This is a genomic window from Paenibacillus mobilis (genome assembly GCF_058267595.1).
Window position 1 is genome coordinate 144,804 of record NZ_JBZCMS010000004.1, and the last position, 17,090, is coordinate 161,893.

The window sequence follows — 17,090 nt, forward strand, 5'->3', positions numbered from 1 at the left end:
TTTTTATGCAGAAGAGTGCGTTTTCCTTACAGCCAAAGACACGTTCCTGAGAAATCAAGGAGCAGCGCCTGCGTACCCTGACCTCCGGTTTTACGGTTTAGCCGGTTGTCATTTCCTCTTGCCCGGGAATGTACTATAATGAGTGGAACCCTGGACCGGAGGTTATGGAAGACATGAAAAACCTGCTCGTTACCGGCTACCGCGCGCATGAGCTGAATATTTTTAATCAGAAACATGAAGGCATTCCGTTTATTAAACAAGCTATTAGGAATAAATTGATCCCGCTGCTGGAGGATGGCCTGGAATGGGTCATTACCCCCGGGCAATACGGCGTTGACCTCTGGGCCTGCGAAGCGGCCATAGAGCTGCGGGAAAGTTATCCCGCACTCAAGTGTTCGATCCTTGCCGCTTACGCGAACCCGGATGAGAACTGGAAGGAGGACAAACAGGCGTATTTCCGGCAGATCACGGAGCAGGTCGATTATTACGGCGCGGTCAGCAAACAGCCTTACAACGGCGTTTGGCAGCTGACCGCCCGGGACGATTTGCTGCTGCGCAAAACCGACGGCCTGCTGCTTGTTTACGACGAAGACGCCGGCGAAGCCAGCCCTAAATACATCAAACTGAAGGCTCTCAAGAAACAAGGGGAAGAAGATTATCCGGTGATCACGATCAGTGCGGAAGATATTGAAAGCGTCGTGAATGAGGCCAGGCTGGACGGGCCCGAATGGGATGATGCGTATGAAGGGGGGACAGGCCGTGAATAAACAAGAACAGGTCTTGATAGAATTCCGGGACTTATTCAACAAGATGGTTTGGCTTAACAAAATGAAGATGGAAAACAGTCTTAAAGGTTATAAACCTTCCGAAGTGCACTGCATCGAATACATGGGAACCCATGCAGATTCAAACGTGACCAAACTTGCGGAATCTTTTTATATGACCAAAGGCGCCATCAGCAAGCTAACCAAGAAACTTATGGAAAAAGGTCTGATCGAAAGCTACCAGAAGCCGGACAACAAAAAAGAAATCTATTTTAGGCTTACTGAAAAAGGGAAAGGGATCTATCATATCCACGAGAAGCTGCACAAAGAGTTTCAAGAGCGGGATAAAGCCGTATTTGAGCAGGTAACCGAGGAGCAATACGACAGTCTGCTTAGGTTCATCGACAAGTACAGCAGACATTTGGATGCGGAAATAAAGAAACAGGGGATAGAGATGAATTAAGTCGGAATTAGACCGAATCAACCGAATCGAACGAATCAACCGAATCAGGAAAAAGAATCCCAGGCAGCCGGGCTCTTCCAGAGCAGGCTGCTTTTTTGTGTCTGTTATTTTGTTGACAAGGAAACTAAATTGCGTTAATGTTTAGTTGACTAGGAAACAAAGAGTAATACCGAGAGGAGAATAAAATGACTAAACCTCAAATAAAAGAACAAGGATTACCCAAAGAAATCCTTATGGCAGCCTGGGCTATTGCGCTGGGAGCCATTGCCCCCATGCTGGACTCCACGATGGTGAACATCGCCATCGATCAACTTAACAAGGATTTTAATACGACCTTGGCTGCCATCCAATGGGCCGTTTCGGGTTATGTTTTAGCGCTTGCGATAGCCGTTCCGGTATCCGGCTGGCTTATGAACAGATTTAACGGTAAAAAAGTGTTCGTCGGCGCCGTCATTGCCTTTGGCGTAACTTCCGTTCTTGCCGGCCTGAGCTGGAACGTTTCCAGCTTTATCTTTTTCCGGCTGCTTCAAGGCTTCAGTGCCGGGATTATTACCCCGCTAATGTCAACGCTGCTGGTTAAAACGGCAGGCCGGGAAAATCTGGGGAAAGTGATGGCGATCGTCAGCACGCCTATGATTTTCGGCCCGATCCTGGGACCTGTAATCGGGGGATTCATCGTTCAAAGCGTGTCTTGGCATTGGATTTTTTTCATCAACGTGTTCATCGTTTTGATTGCCGCGCCGCTTATTATGAAAAGGATTCCGGACTTTGAACCGTTCAACAAAGACAGCGGATTCGATCTGTTCGGGATCATTAATTTGTCCTTAATGAGCGCGGCATTGATCTACGGAATTACGAAAGCAGCGGATCATACTTCATTTACCAACAGCGAAACCCTGTTATGGGTGGGTACCGGCCTTGCTTTAGGCATCATTTACATCGGATATAACCGGATCAGAAAAGACCGGACCGTACTGCCGCTGAATTTGTTCGCGCACAGGAGTTTTACGGCATCCAGCATCAGTTTGTTCCTGGCGAATATAGCCGTGATGGGCCCGATGTTAATCCTGCCGTTGTTTTTCGAAAACCTCCGCCATTTTACGGCCATCGAAGCTGCGCTCGCATTGATTCCGCAAGGCGCAGGGATGCTTGTTACGAGGCCGCTGATCGGAAAAATGATTGACAAGCACGGCGCAAAATACGTGGTTATAGGCAGCCTTGTGATTTCCCTGATCGGATCCGTGCCGCTGATCTTGATCACCGATCAGACAAACCTGATCTGGATTTCCATCCTGTTGTTCATCCGGGGGACCAGCTTTGGGGGAATTATGCTTCCGCTTACGAGCGACGCCTATACGGGACTTGACGGCAAACAGCTTCCGGAAGCCGGAGTGGGAATAAATATCATTGAAAACCTGGGTTCAAGCTTCGGCTCCGCTTTGATCGCAACCGTTGTCGCAGCTGCCGCGCAAGGCCTGCAGCCAACAGTCTCAAGCGGCTTAAAAGGTTATCATGCCGGATTTTTAGTTTCTGCTGTTGTCCTTGCCCTCGTTTTTATTCCGGGACTGTTTCTCACCCATAAAAAGGCGTAAAAAAACCTGCGCTCAAACCTTCGGACGCAGGTTCCTTTTTTGTATTCCTTTAGCGATGTACCGAGAAGGCTTTGGTTAGGGGGCTAACTAAGATTTTCCTTCATGCCCGGCTGCAGCAGATGGTTGTAATTGCTCCGCAGAAACTCCAGCACCTTGTCGCAGATAATCCGGTGTCCGTCCTTATTCGGATGTATGCCGTCCACGCACAGAAATTGGGTGTAATCAGGATGAGCGAGAAAAGCGCTCCGGACGTCGATCATCTTGGTTTTGGTCAGCTCCGAAACTTTGAAAATAGTAGAGTTGTAGCGTTCCTGCCACCAATAAATTTTGGTGACGCTGCCGAGCCATTTCATGATGTTGCTTTCGGCTGCCGGATTGCTGCCGCTGACCCATTTGAAATAATTGTCCGCGTTCAGCGGAGGCAGGTTCATCAAAATCGGGGTGATCTGCTGGCTGCGCAGGTATTCAATCGTTTCGGTCAGCATGCGCTCAAACAGGTTGAAGTCCGTTTTCGGGCTATGCTCGGCATCCGGATCGGCCGCGATCTCCTGCCAGTTGAAATCGCAATCGTTGCCGCCGTATTCGATCAGCACAATATTCGGCTTGTCCTTTGAAATATCTTTCTTCAGGCTTGTGATGCCTTTCATCAAGGTGTTGCCGAATTTGGCCGTATTGCGGACGGCACCCCTAATTTTCTCCTGCAGTAAAGAGACGTAATTCTCCTCTAAAATCACATATTTGCTCCGGTCCTCGTCGTACACGACTCCTTTGGAAATGGAATCGCCGCTGACGATGTATTTCGGATCGCCGCTGTCCATTGAAGGAACAAACGTATCGTTTTCCCGCATGATATTCACCCCTTTATCCGTTAGAAAGCTTCTATATTTATTGTAATCCAGCCGAAACGCGAAGAGCAAGCAAGGAGGGCGGGAATAAAGAGACTGAAAAGGTTTCCAATTTTGAAATTTCCAATCTTTCATTATGGTGATAGAATAGAACCGAATGACAGGCAGCAACTTACCAATAGGGATCGGGAGGGATAGACGAATGGCACAAACCGAGCAAAAGAAGATCAGATGGGGCATTTTAAGCACGGGCTGGATTGCCGAGATGTTTGTGGAGGACTTGGCTCATGTGACTAACGGGGAATGTGTGGCGGTTGGTTCACGGACTTTGGAAAGCGCTTCAGCGTTTGCCGAAAAATTTGGCATTCCGAAGGCGTACGGCAGTTATGAGGAATTGGTTCAAGACCCGGACATCGATGTCATTTACATAGGAACGCCTCATCCTTTTCATAAGGAAAATACGTTAACCTGCCTTCGTGCGGGCAAAGCGGTATTGTGCGAGAAACCTTTTACGATCAACAGCGGGGAACTGCAGGAAATGATCGACCTGGCGAAAGACAAAGGCTTGTTTCTGATGGAAGCGATGTGGACCCGTTTTCTGCCTCCGATCCGCAAAGTAAGGGAATGGATTGCCGAGGGACGAATTGGCGAAGTAAAAATCGTGAAAGCGGAATTCGGCTTTAAAGCGGACTGGAATCCGCAGCACCGGCTGCTGAACCGCGGGCTTGGCGGCGGAGCGCTGCTGGATGCGGGAATTTACCCGGTTTCCTTCGCTTCGATGGTTCTGGGGCCTTCTCCGGAAAAGGTCCACAGCACCGCCCATATCGGCGAAACCGGCGTGGATGAACATTTCTCGATCCTGCTCGATTATGGAAGCGGCAAGTCCGCGCTGCTGAGCGGGGGCGTGCGCGTCGGCATGCCAAACGAAGCCATCATTTACGGAACCGAGGGATATATCCGCATTCCTTCTTTCCTGAGCACCAAAACGGCTACCCTTTATGTCAACGGGGAAGAAACCGAAACGGTGAAGGACGACCGCGAAACCCACGGATACAATTTTGAAGCCGAGGCGGTTGGCGAATACCTGCTGGCAGGCAAACAGGAAAGCGAAATCATTTCGCTGGACGAATCGCTGAAGCTGATGAAGCTGCTGGATGAGCTCCGGGGACAGTGGGGACTTAAATACCCGAACGAATAAAGGCCTGACGAAGTCCTGATTCTTAAGTTGCGCAAAACGGAAACCGTCCTTGCCTACAGCACCGTTTGTAGCGAAAAGGGCGGTTTTCCTATGCAGATGTTTAACTATCCAAGGATACAGCCATTTTTCAAGAAAGTTGTATTATACATATAAAAGATTGTATGATACAGATAAATAGGCTTGAAGGGAGAGCTTATGCGAACAAGATATGTGGAAGAGATTGAACATGAAGTCATCGCCATGCTGCGCCGTGCCGACTTTAAACGTACGCTCGACGGCTCGGAAACGTCCATGGACCGGTCGGGATACCTGCTGCTGAAGTGGCTGGAGAAAGACGGACCGGCAGCTATCGGAGCGATCGCCGAAGCTTTTCATCTCGATAATTCGACGATCAGCCGGCAAATTGCCGCGCTTGAGCATAAAGGCTGGGTGCACCGCACGCCAAGTCCGGATGATGCCCGGATCAGCCTGATCGGGGTTACGGCATCGGGAACCGAAGCCCTTGCCCAGGCCCGCCGCAAGCGGAAGGAATCGTACAACGTGCTGCTGCAGGATTGGACGGATGACGAATTGGAGACCTTTTCTTCCCTGCTGACTCGCTTGAACCGGACGATCGATGAATATAAGCGCCGGAAATAACAAAAAACAGGGCCATGGGCCGCACATAGAATAAGGAGGAAACAAGATGAACGAATTGAATTTGGATTTTAGCAAAACGGCTTTGGTGCTGATTGACCTGCAGAAGGGCATCGTGCAGATGTCGGACGGCCAGGAAGTAGTCAACCAGGCGGAGCGGCTGGTCAAGCTGTTCCGGAAAAATAACGGGTTTATCGCCTTCGTTAACGTCGGCTTCCATGACGGCAAAGATATGCTTCAGCCGCTTACCGATCAGCCGGCTGCACCGGCGGGCGAACGTCCGGCGGATTTTGCGGAATTTTCGCCCGAACTTGAAGTAGGCCCAAGCGATTACGTAGTAACGAAACGCCAGTGGGGGGCATTTTTCGGTACCGATCTGGACCTGCAGCTCCGCCGCCGCGGAATCGATACGATCGTGCTGGGCGGTATCGCTACCAACATCGGGGTGGAAAGCACTGCAAGGGAAGCCTTTCAGCACGGCTATAACCAGATTTTCGTGACGGATGCCATGAAGACCTTCAGCCAGGAGCAGCATGACGCGACCGTGAAATACATCTTCCCGCGCATCGGCAAAATCAGAACGACGGAACAATTTTTGGCCCAGTCGCAGGAATAAGAGGGCTGTAAAAAAAGACCGGGAAACCTCGCCGTCAGGCGACTTTCCCGGTCCTTTTTTAGGGCTTTTTCCAAATCACGGTATCCCCGTTTATCCTTTCTGGGGCGAAAAACCTTCCTCCGCCAAATACTCCCCGGCTTCTTCGCGGGTTTCGAAGGCCATTTCCAGATTAGGTCCGGAGTAGATATACCACAGGTCGTCTTCATATTTCAGCGTCAGCGTTTGGCCTTCGTCATTGGTCCAGATGCCGCCTGAAGTTTGCGGTTGGAACGAAGCAGATTCGGCGGACGGAGCCGGTGAGGAACCCGGGTCTACCGCCCGCTTGGCGGACGCAGCTGTCTCACTGGAGGCGCCTGCGGCACTAACCGCACCATCCGCACCTGGTACGTTCGCTGCGCCGGAAGGACTGCTGCCTGTGGAAAGGGAACGGATGGATTTTTCCACCAGCTCCCGGAGGGCCGCTTCCGAATAGTCGCGGATGTTCACGAAGCCTTTATCATCGGTTTCATACCCCTCCAAGAGGCCGGCGTAAATAAATCCGTTTCCGTTTGGATGGAGGTGGAAAGCCACCGTCTTTTTGTCGTGCACGCTTTGCTCGTAATGGAAGTTAACCCGCTTGAGGGAGACGTTTCTGCGCTCCAGCTCGGGGAAAGATTCAAGGATTTCCAGTTTTTGCTCAAAAGTTAACATGAGGGATCCAGCCTTTCGAAGTTTTCATAGCATGCCTTGCACGCCTGCTGCTGCCGATTCGACTGTGATTATAACACAGCTGCCGGGAAAAGCGATGGCCCCGGGAGACCGGCCGGTACTAACGATGCCGGATTCAGGCTTGCCGGACCTTTATTAAAAAAGGCTCATGATGCCGCCGAACAAAGCGCGGACGGCGCTGAGCAGCGTGGAATACAACGTCGTATAAATTAAATAAAATGTCACCGCGTTGACGATAAACAGGCTGTAAACCCCGTCCAGTTTACCGATCGAAAGCACGGAAAGCGGATGGTTGAGCAAAACCACATTAATAGCCAAAATAAGAAATAACACAGCTGCCAGAAAAAAGAGATAAGACAGCCCGTACAGCGTAAGCAGCGCGCTGAGGTCGGCCAGCAGCACGGAAGCTGCCGCCGGAACCAGCAGGGCTCCGAACCTGGAAACGGACATCTGCCAACGGTTTTCCGCACCTGTCAGCTTTAACAGCCCGGCAGTCAGGATGGCCGCTGCAGCCAAAGTCAATGCCATCAGCCATAGCGGCTTGATAAACGTAGTCCCGAAGGACATATTTAGCGGCGCCAGCCGGATGACAAAAAACAAAGCCGACAATACCGTGATCAGGATCATCGTAATCAGTCCATGCGGCATATGGGATTCGTTGACAGAGCGGGCGGTTTGATAGGGTTTGGCCAGCAGGCCGAGAAAATAACCCAGGTACCTTTTGCCGGCCTCGGCCGCCTGCTGCTTCCGGTCCGCCCCGGCGTCCTGGCTGCCAGGCAAAGGAATGGATCCGGTTCCATATCTTGAGCGAGAGCCCGGCTGGCCCTCGGCTGGAGATTGCCGCTGCTGGCTTAAGCTTGAATTCCTAGCGGTTTCCGTGGGATGGGCCACTCTCGGAAAGACATAGTGGTCCCGTTTATCGGAGACACTTGGGGTGCCCGCCGGGGGCCGTTCGGCTGAAGAGGCGGTTTCGCTGATGGACCTATCGTTAATGGACGTATGTATGTTTTGTAAAAGCTGAGAAGGCTTTGTGGCCGAATCGGCACGCCCGTTTCCAGGGTCAAGTACCGGGCCCTTTCTTATTTGACTGCTGCTTGCTTCGCTTTCTATGCTGCTGTTGTTGCTGCTTTCATGCTGGCTGGAGTCAAAGGCTCCCTGGTTTCTGAATCGCTGGTCTGAGTTTTCCAATTCATCTCCTCCTAATATTTTACAAAAAAAGTTCTTACATTCTACATACTAAAGAGTTTGGCGTTTTTTGTATACCGTTGTGGCCGAAAAAATGCCGAAACAAGGCTGAAAATGTCGATCGCCTATAACCCGTGTTATACTTAGGACTAACGGCATTTCGGAGCCATTAACCTGGAAAGGACGGACTTTCATATGAAGGATAAACAGCGGTTTCCGGCTGCATTCCGCTCGTCTGGAGCTGCCGGGGACGAGAGCTCCAAAACAGCGGTTTTTCTGGACGTTGACGATACCTTATACGATCATTTAATCCCCCTGCGCGAAGCCCTGACGGAGGCGCTTCAGCTGCCGGACGATTTTCCCCATGATCGCGCTTATTATCTGTTCCGTTATTACAGCGACTTGCTGTCCGATCAGGAGGATCTTTCCGCCGTGCCGGACAAAGAGAAGGTGGCAAACATGCAGCGGAAACGTTTTAGATTGATGCTGGCGGATTTAGGGGTATCCATCACGGAGAGACAGGCGGAGCAGTTGCAGGCTGCTTATCTGTCGAAGCAGTTCTCCATCCGGCCTTTTGAAGGGGCGATGGAGCTGATCGGGGCCTTGAAGCAGCAGGGGCATATTGTGGGCCTGATTACAAACGGGGCTGGACCGCATCAGATGAAAAAGCTTCACGCGCTTAACGTGCATAACGTAATCCCGGGGCAGAGGATTTTTGTGTCCGGCGTTGTGGGCATCGCTAAACCGGATCGGGCCTTGTTTGCTCACGTCAACCGGTCTACGGGCACAAAACCGGAGCACAGCATTTATATCGGCGATTCCTGGCGGAATGATGTGGCAGGCAGCCTGGGCGCGGGCTGGACCTCCATCTGGTTTAACCACCGTGGCGCCGAACCGGAGTCCGTCTTGCAGCCGCATCATGTGGCGGCCAGTTACGCGGAGATCAGCCGCATTCTGCTCGGCTCCGGGCAAGGGGAGGGGTAACCGATGGCTTTCCTTTTTTCTTATCTCAAAAAATATCGGGTCGCGGCCATTTCCGCCCTTGTCATGATGATGGCCGAACTTGCGGTGGAGCTGATTCAGCCCTATCTGATTTCCAAAATCATCGATGAGGGCATCCGCCCCCAGCAGCTCTCCGTGGTCTGGCTGTGGGGAGGCGTGCTGGTAGTCAGCGCCGTGGTGGCGTTTATAGCCGGCGTTTCAAGTTCCTTTTTCGCTTCGCATACGAGCCAGGGTTTTGCTTTTGATCTGCGCGACCGGCTGTATACCAAGGTCCAGTCTTTTTCCTATTCGATCTTCGGCCGGTTTGCGGAATCCTCACTGATTACCCGGCTTACCGGCGATACGACGGTGCTGCAGGACATGATTTTCATGAGCCTGCGGTTTGCGACGCGCGTGCCGCTGGTGGTGGCGGGAAGCATGATTATGGCGATGGTCGTCAACCTGAAGCTTGGTTTGTTCCTGACGGTCATTGTGCCGCTGCTGCTGGTTTTTGCCTTTTTTATGATGAGAGCGACGACGGCTCAATTCCGTAAAGCCCAGCGCAGGCTGGACGAGGTGAACGGCGTCATTCAGGAAAATCTGACCGGCATCCGGCTGATCCGGGTGTTCGTCCGGATGGGGCATGAGGTGGAGCGTTTCGCCGGGGTCGCTTCCCGCCTGATGGCCGACACGGTTAAGGCCTTGCGGCTGACGGAGACCACTACGCCGGTTATCCTGCTGATGATTAATGCTGCGGTTATCACCGTGTTGTGGTTTGGCCGGCTGGATATCTCCACAGGCAGCGCCACCGTCGGCGAGACGGTAGCCGTCATCAATTATTCGCTGCGCGTTACGGGAGCTTTATCGGCGTTGTCCTGGATTATGGCTTCTTATTCCCGGGCGGGGGCTTCCGCGCAGCGGGTCGGAGAGGTGCTCGGAACGGAAAGCGGCGATACTGCGTTTGCGATAGGAGAGCCTGCTTCTCCAGATAACAGGGGGAAAGGCTTAAAAACGGCGGATGCCGAAAGCCGGAAAATTTCGGGCACGGGCCTCAAAGGCAAAGTCGAGTTCAGGGACGTCAGCTTCCGTTATGCCGACAGCGACATGGAGGTGCTGGAGCATCTTTCGTTTACCGCCGAACCGGGGCAGACAATCGCGATTATGGGAGCGACGGGCTCGGGCAAATCTTCCCTGGTGCAGCTGATTCCGGCCCTGCACGAGCCGTCCGGCGGCAGCGTGCTCATTGACGGAGAGGAGTTGTCCGCGTTGGACGCTTCCGCCCTCCGCCAAGCGATCGGTTACGTGCCGCAGGAAATCGTGCTGTTCAGCGGCACGATCCGCGACAATATCGCCTGGGGGCGCGAAGACGCTTCGATGGAGCAGATCCGCCTGGCGGCGAAACGCGCGCAAATTCACGAAACGATCGAAAAGCTGCCCCAGGGCTACGACACGATGCTGGGCCAAAGAGGCATCAATTTATCGGGCGGACAAAAGCAGCGGTTATCAATCGCGCGTGCTTTGGTCCGGGAGCCGGCGATCCTGATTCTTGACGACAGCACCAGCGCGCTCGATTTGCGGACGGAAGCGGCGCTGCTCGGCGCGCTGGAGGAATTGTCGTGCACGACCTTCCTCATCACGCAAAAGATCAGCTCCACCCGGTCCGCCGATCTGATTTTGCTGCTGGATGAGGGCAGGCTGATCGCCAAAGGGAAACACGAGGAGCTGCTGGTTTCCTCCTCGCTGTACCGGCGGATCTGCGAATCGCAGAACCAGCTGCCGGTTGGCGACGACGAGCCTGCAGCATTACTTCAAGGGGAGGGAGCAGCGCATGTTCAAAACCTTCACTGAGCCGTTCAGGCATCCTTATCCGAAGCTGGAACCGGCTGGCCGGACTGAAGAAGATGGAACGGAATCGGGCGCAGGAGGCGGAGGTAGAGGCCCAAGATCTGCTGGCGGCGCCAGGGCAGCCTCCGGACGGAAGCCGAAAGCCAAACCGAAAAACTGGTCCGCCACGCTGGGCCGGATCTGGCTGTATTTAGCCAAACGCAAGCTGAAGCTGATGCTGGTGCTGCTTATGGTCTTGTTCAGCTCGGCTTTGTCCCTGCTTGGACCCTATATGATCGGAGTTGCAGTCGACCATTATCTTGAAGGTTCGGGCGGCGGCCAATGGGTGAAGTTTCTAATAGGTCTCAGCGTGGTTTATTTCCTGTTTTCCCTGACCTCCTGGCTGCAGAACATCTGGATGATCGAGATTGCCCAGGAGACGGTATTCCGTATGCGGTATGATTTGTTCTCTCACCTGCACCGGCTTCCGATCCCTTTCTTCGGCAAAAGGCAGCAGGGCGAAATCATGAGCCGCCTGACGAACGACGTGGAAAATGTCAGCTCAACGCTGAACAGCTCCGCAATCCAATTATTTTCCAGCGTGCTCATCTTGGTTGGCACTTTAGGCGTCATGCTTTTCCTCAGTCCGCTGCTTACGTTGCTCACCTTTATCGTTGTTCCGCTCATGATGCTGGGCATGCGGTGGATTACGCGCCGCACGGGGCCGCTTTATAAAGCCCGGCAGCGCAGCCTCGGCGAACTGAACGGCTTTATCGAAGAGACGCTGTCCGGCCAGCGAATCATCAAAGCTTTTTCCCAGGAGGAAAAAGTCATCCGCGGATTTCGTGAACGCAACGACGCCATCCGTTATTCGGGTTTCTGGGCCCAGACGATCTCCGGATTTATTCCGAAGCTGATGAACGGCCTGAACAACCTGAGTTTTGCGATCGTTGCGGGCATGGGCGGGATTTTGGCGATCCGGGGGGCCATTACGGTCGGGGTGATCATTGTGTTTGTCGAATACGCCCGGCAGTTTACCCGGCCGCTTAATGATTTGGCCAACCAGTGGAACACGCTGCTTTCGGCCATCGCCGGTGCGGAGCGTGTGTTTGAGGTCATCGACGAGGAAGTGGAGTCGCAGGATGAAGGGCAGGCTGAGCCGGTTAGCCGGGTAGAGGGTGCCGTTTCTTTTTCCCAGGTCGGCTTCTCTTACGAGGAGGGCGGCGATACGTTGTCCGACATTACCTTTGAGGCCAAGCCGGGCGAAATGATCGCGCTGGTCGGCCCGACGGGAGCGGGAAAAACAACGCTGATTCAGCTGTTGTCCCGCTTCTATGATGCAACAGCCGGCACCGTAACGCTGGACGGACGGGACATCCGGTCTATCCAGCGGGAAAGCCTGCGTTCGCAGATGGCTTTTGTGCTGCAGGATTCCTTTCTGTTCCAGGGAACGATCCGCGAAAATATCCGTTTCGGCCGTCTGGATGCCACGGACGAGGAAGTCGAAGAGGCGGCCAAATTGGCCAATGCGCATGGTTTTATCGCCCGGCTGCCCGGCGGCTACGATAAAAAGCTGGACGTAGGCGGAAGCGGAATCAGCCAGGGGCAAAAACAGCTGCTCGCTATTGCCCGGGCAATTTTGTCGAATCCGGCGTTGCTGGTGCTGGATGAAGCGACAAGCAGCATCGATACGGTGACGGAGCTGAAAATTCAGGAGGGGTTGCAGCGTCTGATGCAGGGGCGGACCAGCTTTGTCATCGCCCACCGGCTGAATACGATCCGGCAGGCCGACAAAATTCTGGTGCTGAAGGAAGGGCGGCTTATCGAGCAGGGGTCTCATGAGGAACTGCTGGCGAAAGGCGGATTTTACAGCAGCCTGTATCACGGAAGGCTGGAGGAACAGCTGCAGGAATTCTAGGAATCTTGGAACGTATAGCAGGATCAGCCTTACTTGGAAGCATCGCCGGGGCAAAAACAATTTAGGTTGTTTGCTCGTTTGTGCAGGTTGGCGTTTTATGGTAAGGTAAAAACAATTCTAAGGATCGGAGGGTTTGCGAAGCGATGTGGAACTTTATCCGTTTGCGTAACGACGCTTTGTGCATCTAATTGAATAGAGCTCAAAGTTCCTGCCTGGACGGCGGGACGAACGGGATTGGTCTGCATATGTACGTAAACCGGAATAGAGGGACGCATCATTCGGCAGCTTAAACGGCTGCCGGATTCGCGGCTTCTTTAAAGGGGGCGGACAACAGCGCCCTCTTTTTTTGTGCGCCGAGGTATGCGCCCAGTTGTTTCTTCCGGCTCAGTGATTCACGGAATCAGGCGATTCAGACCGGGCACAATAGGGTTAGGTTTTTTCCGTTCGTATCCATGCCAGGCAGGAACTGAGATGGAGCAGGGAAACCCTGCAGACAACAAATTGAATCTTGCGGCAGAAGCTGCCTGAACCGCGGCAGGCCCCCTTTGTATGGGGCAGCCCTTCCCGGTTTGGATAAAACGGAGGTAGAGGATTTATGATGGAAATTCAGGAGCAAAAGGCCATTCTCGTCGGCGTTAATTTGAACAACCAGCCGGATTTCGATTATTCAATGGAAGAGCTTGCGAATCTGGCAGCGGCTTGTGAAGTGGAAGTGGTTGCCGAGCTGACGCAAAATATGGAGAAAATCAATAAATCGCATTATATCGGCACCGGGAAAGTGGAGGAAGTGCGCGATCTGTTCAACAAACTCGAAGCCAATCTGGTCATCTTTAACGATGAGCTTTCCCCGTCCCAGATCCGGAACCTGGAGTCCGATCTGGATTGCAAAGTCATCGACCGGACGATTCTTATTCTGGATATATTTGAACAGCGGGCTAAAACGCGCGAGGCCCAGCTTCAGGTGGAAGTGGCACAGCTGCAGTACATGCTGCCGCGCCTGATCGGCCTGCGCGAATCGCTGGGCCGCCAAAGCGGCGGCGTAGGCACGAAAAACAGGGGCGCCGGAGAAACCCGGCTGGAGCTGGACCGCCGGCGGATCGAAGAGAAAATCAGCGCCCTGTCTAAGGAGCTTGAAGTGGTGGTCGCCCAGCGCCAAATCCAGCGTAAACAGCGAAAGCGCAACGAAATTCCGGTGGTTGCTCTGGTCGGCTATACCAATGCGGGCAAATCCACGGTGATGAACGCGCTGCTCGAAACGTTTGGCGGGGGAGAAGGCAAACAGGTTTTCGAGAAAAACATGCTGTTCGCCACGCTGGAAACGTCCGTCCGCAGCATCGAGCTGCCGGATAACAAATCGTTCCTGCTGACGGATACCGTCGGGTTTGTCAGCAAGCTGCCGCACCATTTGATCAAAGCATTCCGCTCTACGCTGGAGGAAGTAGCGGAGGCCGATCTTCTGGTTCACGTGGTGGATTATGCCAACCCGAAATATGAGCAGATGATCCAGATCACCGAACAGACGCTGAAGGACATCGGCGTGAAGGATATTCCGACGCTTATGGCTTACAACAAAGGCGATCTTGCCGGAGCCGAAATTCCGAAGATTGAAGACAACGCCATTTACATGGCGGCAAAACCGAGAACAGGCATCGCCGAGCTGGTAGACCTGATCAAAAAACAGATATTCAAGGATTACGTAACCTGCGAAATGCTGATCCCTTATGACCAGGGGGCAGTCGTTTCTTATTTCAATGAACACGCAAATGTGTTGGAGACGGAATATGAGAATGAGGGTACTCGGCTGCGGCTGGAGGCCCGGAGGAAGGATTTTGAGAAATATCAGCAGTATGTGGTGTAATTGAGGACACGGCCCTTTAAAAGGTCGTGTTTTTTTATGTTTGGAAAATAAAGATGAGCTTTAGCAGGAGAAGTCCATATTACCCTTTCTTGAAAAGTCTGTCTTATTGCTGTTTACGTAGTTTTTCTCTTCATTGTAAAAAATGAAACGATCCATGCAGACCCGGATAAGCTGTGCTCTTTTCACCTGCTTGAAAAAGGTGAGCGGTAATCACCTTGATTACTGTCAAATGAACTTTTCAACCTTTAGTATTGTTTATAAAGATGAACAGATCGAAGTGAATTGCTAAGGAAGGAGGTTGGCTTTTGACGGAAAAGGAACTGTTTGAAACCTATAGTAAAGAGGTGTACCGGACCTGCTATTATTTGCTGCATCATGCTCAGGACGCTGAGGATGTTTGCCAAGATGTGTTTATTACGGTTTTTCGGCAGGATTGGAGGAAGGTCAGCTATCCCAAAACTTGGTTGATGCGAATTACAGTAAACCACTGCCTGAATTACTTAAAGAAAGAGCGGGCGATGAAACGCAGAGAAAAGCGTCAGTTGGCGGAAGTGGCGCAAAAGACCGGAGACGCGGCAGACAAAACGGCTGTTCAGCGGGAGGAAACGGCAGCATGGAGAGAAATCATCACGGAATTACCAGAGAAGATCCGCACGGTCATTCTGCTGCGATATATGAATGAGCTAAGCCTGTCCGAGATTGCCGCAATACTTGAAATTCCTACAGGAACGGTTAAATCGAGGTTGTTTAAGGGTATCCGGCTGTTACGGAAAAAGGTGGATAAACAAGAACACATTTATAAGCAGAAAGGGGAAGTTAACCATGAAGCTTACTGAAAATACAATTTCTGAACAACTAAAGGGTGATTCTCAAATTCCCTATCCCGACTTTGACCGGATGTGGAATGAAATTCGTCTGGATAAGGAGCGTTGCCCTTTTCTTCATGAGGAGGGAAGAAAATCAAACTTTGGACATGGAAGAAGAATCAAAAAGCCGCTTTTGCTCGGAGCCGCCGCGGTAGTGCTTCTTTCTGCTCCAGTATATGCTGCAGTTCGTTACGACTGGAATCAAATTCTTCAAGGACGTGAAGGAATACAAAGGGCAATAGAGCAAGGGTTAGGCCAGGAACTGGGGCAGACCCTAACGGTACAAGGGGTGACCCTGACCTTGGATACCGCTTTTACCGATGAAAACCGGACCTTTATTTTATATACGTTGGATGCTGGAGACTACAAGTGGGATCTGTTAAACTTCACCTCAATTGCACTGAAAGATGAACAGGGGAACCAGATTGAAGGAAGGTATTCTCAAGTGCTTGATCAAAATGAAGGGAAATATAAAGGTTATTTTGAAACCGACTGGACACCGACATCCGCACAAGCTGACGTTCATTTTGTAATTGACGGAATCCAGATGTTGGATTCCGTGGAAAAGCAGGTTCCGTTAGACCCCACACGAACAGGTTCCGGACAATTTAATCTGAATAAGGATGGATTGGGCCGGTTTAAGGTCAACACAATGCTCGACTCCAAAGATAAGCTGACTTTCTCAACTTCGCTCACCTTTACCCAGGATGATGTGCGGGGTTATGCCGATCCACGACTTAAGGTGTATGAATCATCCGGTCGTACCATCAAGGAAAGTTCGCCAGGCATTTACGGGACACCTGATGAGAATGGGGCCTATACCTCGGAACAGTTCTATAACCTGTCCGACCTGAAGGAGGCCAAATCCTATGTGCTTGCCTATAATAGAGAATCTGGCAGCATGAATCATCCGTTGAATATTGAACTCAAATTAGATAAAAGAAAAATGCTTGCAGCAACTAATACTAGAGCTTTAAATCTTCCATTTGCCGGATTGGAAAAGGGCAGTTATTTGAAAGAATTGGTGATGACCCCGACGCAAATTAGAGTAAGCATTGCCCGGAATAACAAGATTGTCCGTCTTCCCTATAACCTCTACGAGCTTGACGTTAATGGAACCCGGCTTGAAGGGGGAGTATGGACGGGGGATAATCCGTCGGAGGCGGATCTGCGTTTTGAAATTCCACCTGACCTGCAAGTGAACAGTGATTCCAATATAACTCTCATAGCTCGCCATAAAGTGAACACTTATGATGACCCTTTTGATCCGATTAAGCTGGAGTCAATCAGCGAGCAGGCAAGAACGCTGGATACCCTCCTCGGCGGATATACCGTTCACTGGACTTATTACCTGAAAGACGGAGACCTGTATGTGGTTAGTGCAAGCGATGATCCTAACTTTGGAGGGATAAATCAAACCTATATGCTGGAGGACGGCAAACGAAATTACGGGAAACCTTATAAGGTTCAGTTTTCGGGTGACGGCAGTAGCCAAGGAGTCGACCGTTATGCTCAGTTTACGAAGGATTCAGCCGTTATCTACCCTTGGGCTTACACGGACGAGGAGCCGGAAAAAGAAGTATCTATCGAGCTGACGAACAAGCAAAAGAAATAAATTTCCAAAGAGACGGATCCG

15 protein-coding genes are annotated in these 17,090 nt (G+C 51.8%); 12 read left to right on the plus strand and 3 right to left on the minus strand.

Translation table 11 applies throughout. The annotated features are described in order from the left end of the window. Positions 1 to 173: 173 nt before the first annotated feature. The 3 genes from AC3ZPD_RS09270 to AC3ZPD_RS09280 all read left to right on the plus strand — a co-directional run bounded on the left by AC3ZPD_RS09270 (position 174) and on the right by AC3ZPD_RS09280 (position 2,819). Positions 174 to 767, plus strand: a complete 594-nt coding sequence (locus AC3ZPD_RS09270; protein ID WP_490984299.1) for an SLOG family protein — start codon at positions 174 to 176, stop codon at positions 765 to 767. Continuing rightward, positions 760 to 1,227, plus strand: a complete 468-nt coding sequence (locus AC3ZPD_RS09275) for a MarR family transcriptional regulator (RefSeq protein ID WP_490984009.1) — start codon at positions 760 to 762, stop codon at positions 1,225 to 1,227. The genes AC3ZPD_RS09270 and AC3ZPD_RS09275 overlap by 8 nt, the downstream gene beginning before the upstream one ends. A 185-nt stretch (positions 1,228 to 1,412) precedes the next feature. Further along, complete coding sequence (locus AC3ZPD_RS09280) at positions 1,413 to 2,819, plus strand: MDR family MFS transporter (RefSeq protein WP_490984010.1); 1,407 nt, start codon at positions 1,413 to 1,415, stop codon at positions 2,817 to 2,819. Between the two features lie 83 nt (positions 2,820 to 2,902). Here the strand turns inward: AC3ZPD_RS09280 and AC3ZPD_RS09285 are convergent, their stop codons facing one another. Beyond that, entirely contained in the window at positions 2,903 to 3,667 is a 765-nt protein-coding gene (locus tag AC3ZPD_RS09285) for an SGNH/GDSL hydrolase family protein (protein WP_490984011.1), read from the minus strand. 199 nt (positions 3,668 to 3,866) lie between these two features. Between AC3ZPD_RS09285 and AC3ZPD_RS09290 the strand changes: the two genes are divergently transcribed. The 3 genes from AC3ZPD_RS09290 to AC3ZPD_RS09300 all read left to right on the plus strand — a co-directional run bounded on the left by AC3ZPD_RS09290 (position 3,867) and on the right by AC3ZPD_RS09300 (position 6,114). Then, a complete protein-coding gene (locus AC3ZPD_RS09290) occupies positions 3,867 to 4,862 on the plus strand; it encodes a Gfo/Idh/MocA family protein (RefSeq protein WP_490984012.1) in 996 nt (331 codons plus the stop codon). 195 nt (positions 4,863 to 5,057) lie between these two features. Further along, entirely contained in the window at positions 5,058 to 5,501 is a 444-nt protein-coding gene (locus tag AC3ZPD_RS09295) for a MarR family winged helix-turn-helix transcriptional regulator (protein WP_490984013.1), read from the plus strand. A gap of 46 nt (positions 5,502 to 5,547) precedes the next feature. After that, on the plus strand, positions 5,548 to 6,114 hold the full coding sequence (locus AC3ZPD_RS09300; RefSeq protein ID WP_490984014.1) for an isochorismatase family protein: 567 nt from the start codon (positions 5,548 to 5,550) through the stop codon (positions 6,112 to 6,114). 90 nt (positions 6,115 to 6,204) lie between these two features. Here AC3ZPD_RS09300 and AC3ZPD_RS09305 read toward each other — a convergent pair whose 3' ends face one another. Both AC3ZPD_RS09305 and AC3ZPD_RS09310 read right to left on the minus strand, forming a co-directional pair. Beyond that, positions 6,205 to 6,804 (minus strand): hypothetical protein, encoded by a 600-nt coding sequence (locus tag AC3ZPD_RS09305; RefSeq protein ID WP_490984015.1) that lies wholly within the window; start codon positions 6,802 to 6,804, stop codon positions 6,205 to 6,207. A gap of 153 nt (positions 6,805 to 6,957) precedes the next feature. Further along, positions 6,958 to 8,010, minus strand: a complete 1,053-nt coding sequence (locus tag AC3ZPD_RS09310; protein WP_490984016.1) for a hypothetical protein — start codon at positions 8,008 to 8,010, stop codon at positions 6,958 to 6,960. 192 nt (positions 8,011 to 8,202) lie between these two features. On the opposite strand from AC3ZPD_RS09310, the gene AC3ZPD_RS09315 reads away from it, so the two are divergent. From AC3ZPD_RS09315 to AC3ZPD_RS09340, 6 genes are all read left to right on the plus strand, one after another. Beyond that, entirely contained in the window at positions 8,203 to 8,991 is a 789-nt protein-coding gene (locus tag AC3ZPD_RS09315) for an HAD family hydrolase (RefSeq protein ID WP_490984017.1), read from the plus strand. Positions 8,992 to 8,994: 3 nt separating this feature from the next. After that, positions 8,995 to 10,836 carry an ABC transporter ATP-binding protein gene (locus AC3ZPD_RS09320; protein ID WP_490984018.1) on the plus strand — a complete coding sequence of 614 codons (1,842 nt, stop codon included), beginning with the start codon at positions 8,995 to 8,997 and terminating at the stop codon, positions 10,834 to 10,836. Next, on the plus strand, positions 10,817 to 12,730 hold the full coding sequence (locus tag AC3ZPD_RS09325; RefSeq protein WP_490984019.1) for an ABC transporter ATP-binding protein: 1,914 nt from the start codon (positions 10,817 to 10,819) through the stop codon (positions 12,728 to 12,730). The genes AC3ZPD_RS09320 and AC3ZPD_RS09325 overlap by 20 nt, the downstream gene beginning before the upstream one ends. A 598-nt stretch (positions 12,731 to 13,328) precedes the next feature. Further along, positions 13,329 to 14,588, plus strand: a complete 1,260-nt coding sequence (gene hflX, locus AC3ZPD_RS09330; RefSeq protein ID WP_490984300.1) for a GTPase HflX — start codon at positions 13,329 to 13,331, stop codon at positions 14,586 to 14,588. Positions 14,589 to 14,893: 305 nt separating this feature from the next. Further along, complete coding sequence (locus tag AC3ZPD_RS09335) at positions 14,894 to 15,424, plus strand: RNA polymerase sigma factor (protein ID WP_490984020.1); 531 nt, start codon at positions 14,894 to 14,896, stop codon at positions 15,422 to 15,424. Then, the gene (locus AC3ZPD_RS09340) at positions 15,411 to 17,069 is read left to right on the plus strand and encodes a DUF4179 domain-containing protein (protein ID WP_490984021.1); all 1,659 of its coding nucleotides are present in this window, start codon (positions 15,411 to 15,413) and stop codon (positions 17,067 to 17,069) included. Before AC3ZPD_RS09335 ends, AC3ZPD_RS09340 begins: the two co-directional genes overlap by 14 nt. Positions 17,070 to 17,090 lie beyond the last annotated feature (21 nt).

Excerpts from the sequence above, each read along its gene's own strand:
- AC3ZPD_RS09270 (WP_490984299.1), top strand. The coding sequence starts at position 174 with ATGAAAAACCTGCTCGTTACCGGCTACCGCGCGCATGAGCTGAATATT.
- AC3ZPD_RS09280 (WP_490984010.1), top strand. The coding sequence starts at position 1,413 with ATGACTAAACCTCAAATAAAAGAACAAGGATTACCCAAAGAAATCCTT.
- AC3ZPD_RS09285 (WP_490984011.1), bottom strand. The coding sequence starts at position 3,667 with ATGCGGGAAAACGATACGTTTGTTCCTTCAATGGACAGCGGCGATCCG.
- AC3ZPD_RS09290 (WP_490984012.1), top strand. The coding sequence starts at position 3,867 with ATGGCACAAACCGAGCAAAAGAAGATCAGATGGGGCATTTTAAGCACG.
- AC3ZPD_RS09295 (WP_490984013.1), top strand. The coding sequence starts at position 5,058 with ATGCGAACAAGATATGTGGAAGAGATTGAACATGAAGTCATCGCCATG.
- AC3ZPD_RS09300 (WP_490984014.1), top strand. The coding sequence starts at position 5,548 with ATGAACGAATTGAATTTGGATTTTAGCAAAACGGCTTTGGTGCTGATT.
- AC3ZPD_RS09305 (WP_490984015.1), bottom strand. The coding sequence starts at position 6,804 with ATGTTAACTTTTGAGCAAAAACTGGAAATCCTTGAATCTTTCCCCGAG.
- AC3ZPD_RS09315 (WP_490984017.1), top strand. The coding sequence starts at position 8,203 with ATGAAGGATAAACAGCGGTTTCCGGCTGCATTCCGCTCGTCTGGAGCT.
- AC3ZPD_RS09320 (WP_490984018.1), top strand. The coding sequence starts at position 8,995 with ATGGCTTTCCTTTTTTCTTATCTCAAAAAATATCGGGTCGCGGCCATT.
- AC3ZPD_RS09325 (WP_490984019.1), top strand. The coding sequence starts at position 10,817 with ATGTTCAAAACCTTCACTGAGCCGTTCAGGCATCCTTATCCGAAGCTG.
- hflX (WP_490984300.1), top strand. The coding sequence starts at position 13,329 with ATGGAAATTCAGGAGCAAAAGGCCATTCTCGTCGGCGTTAATTTGAAC.
- AC3ZPD_RS09340 (WP_490984021.1), top strand. The coding sequence starts at position 15,411 with ATGAAGCTTACTGAAAATACAATTTCTGAACAACTAAAGGGTGATTCT.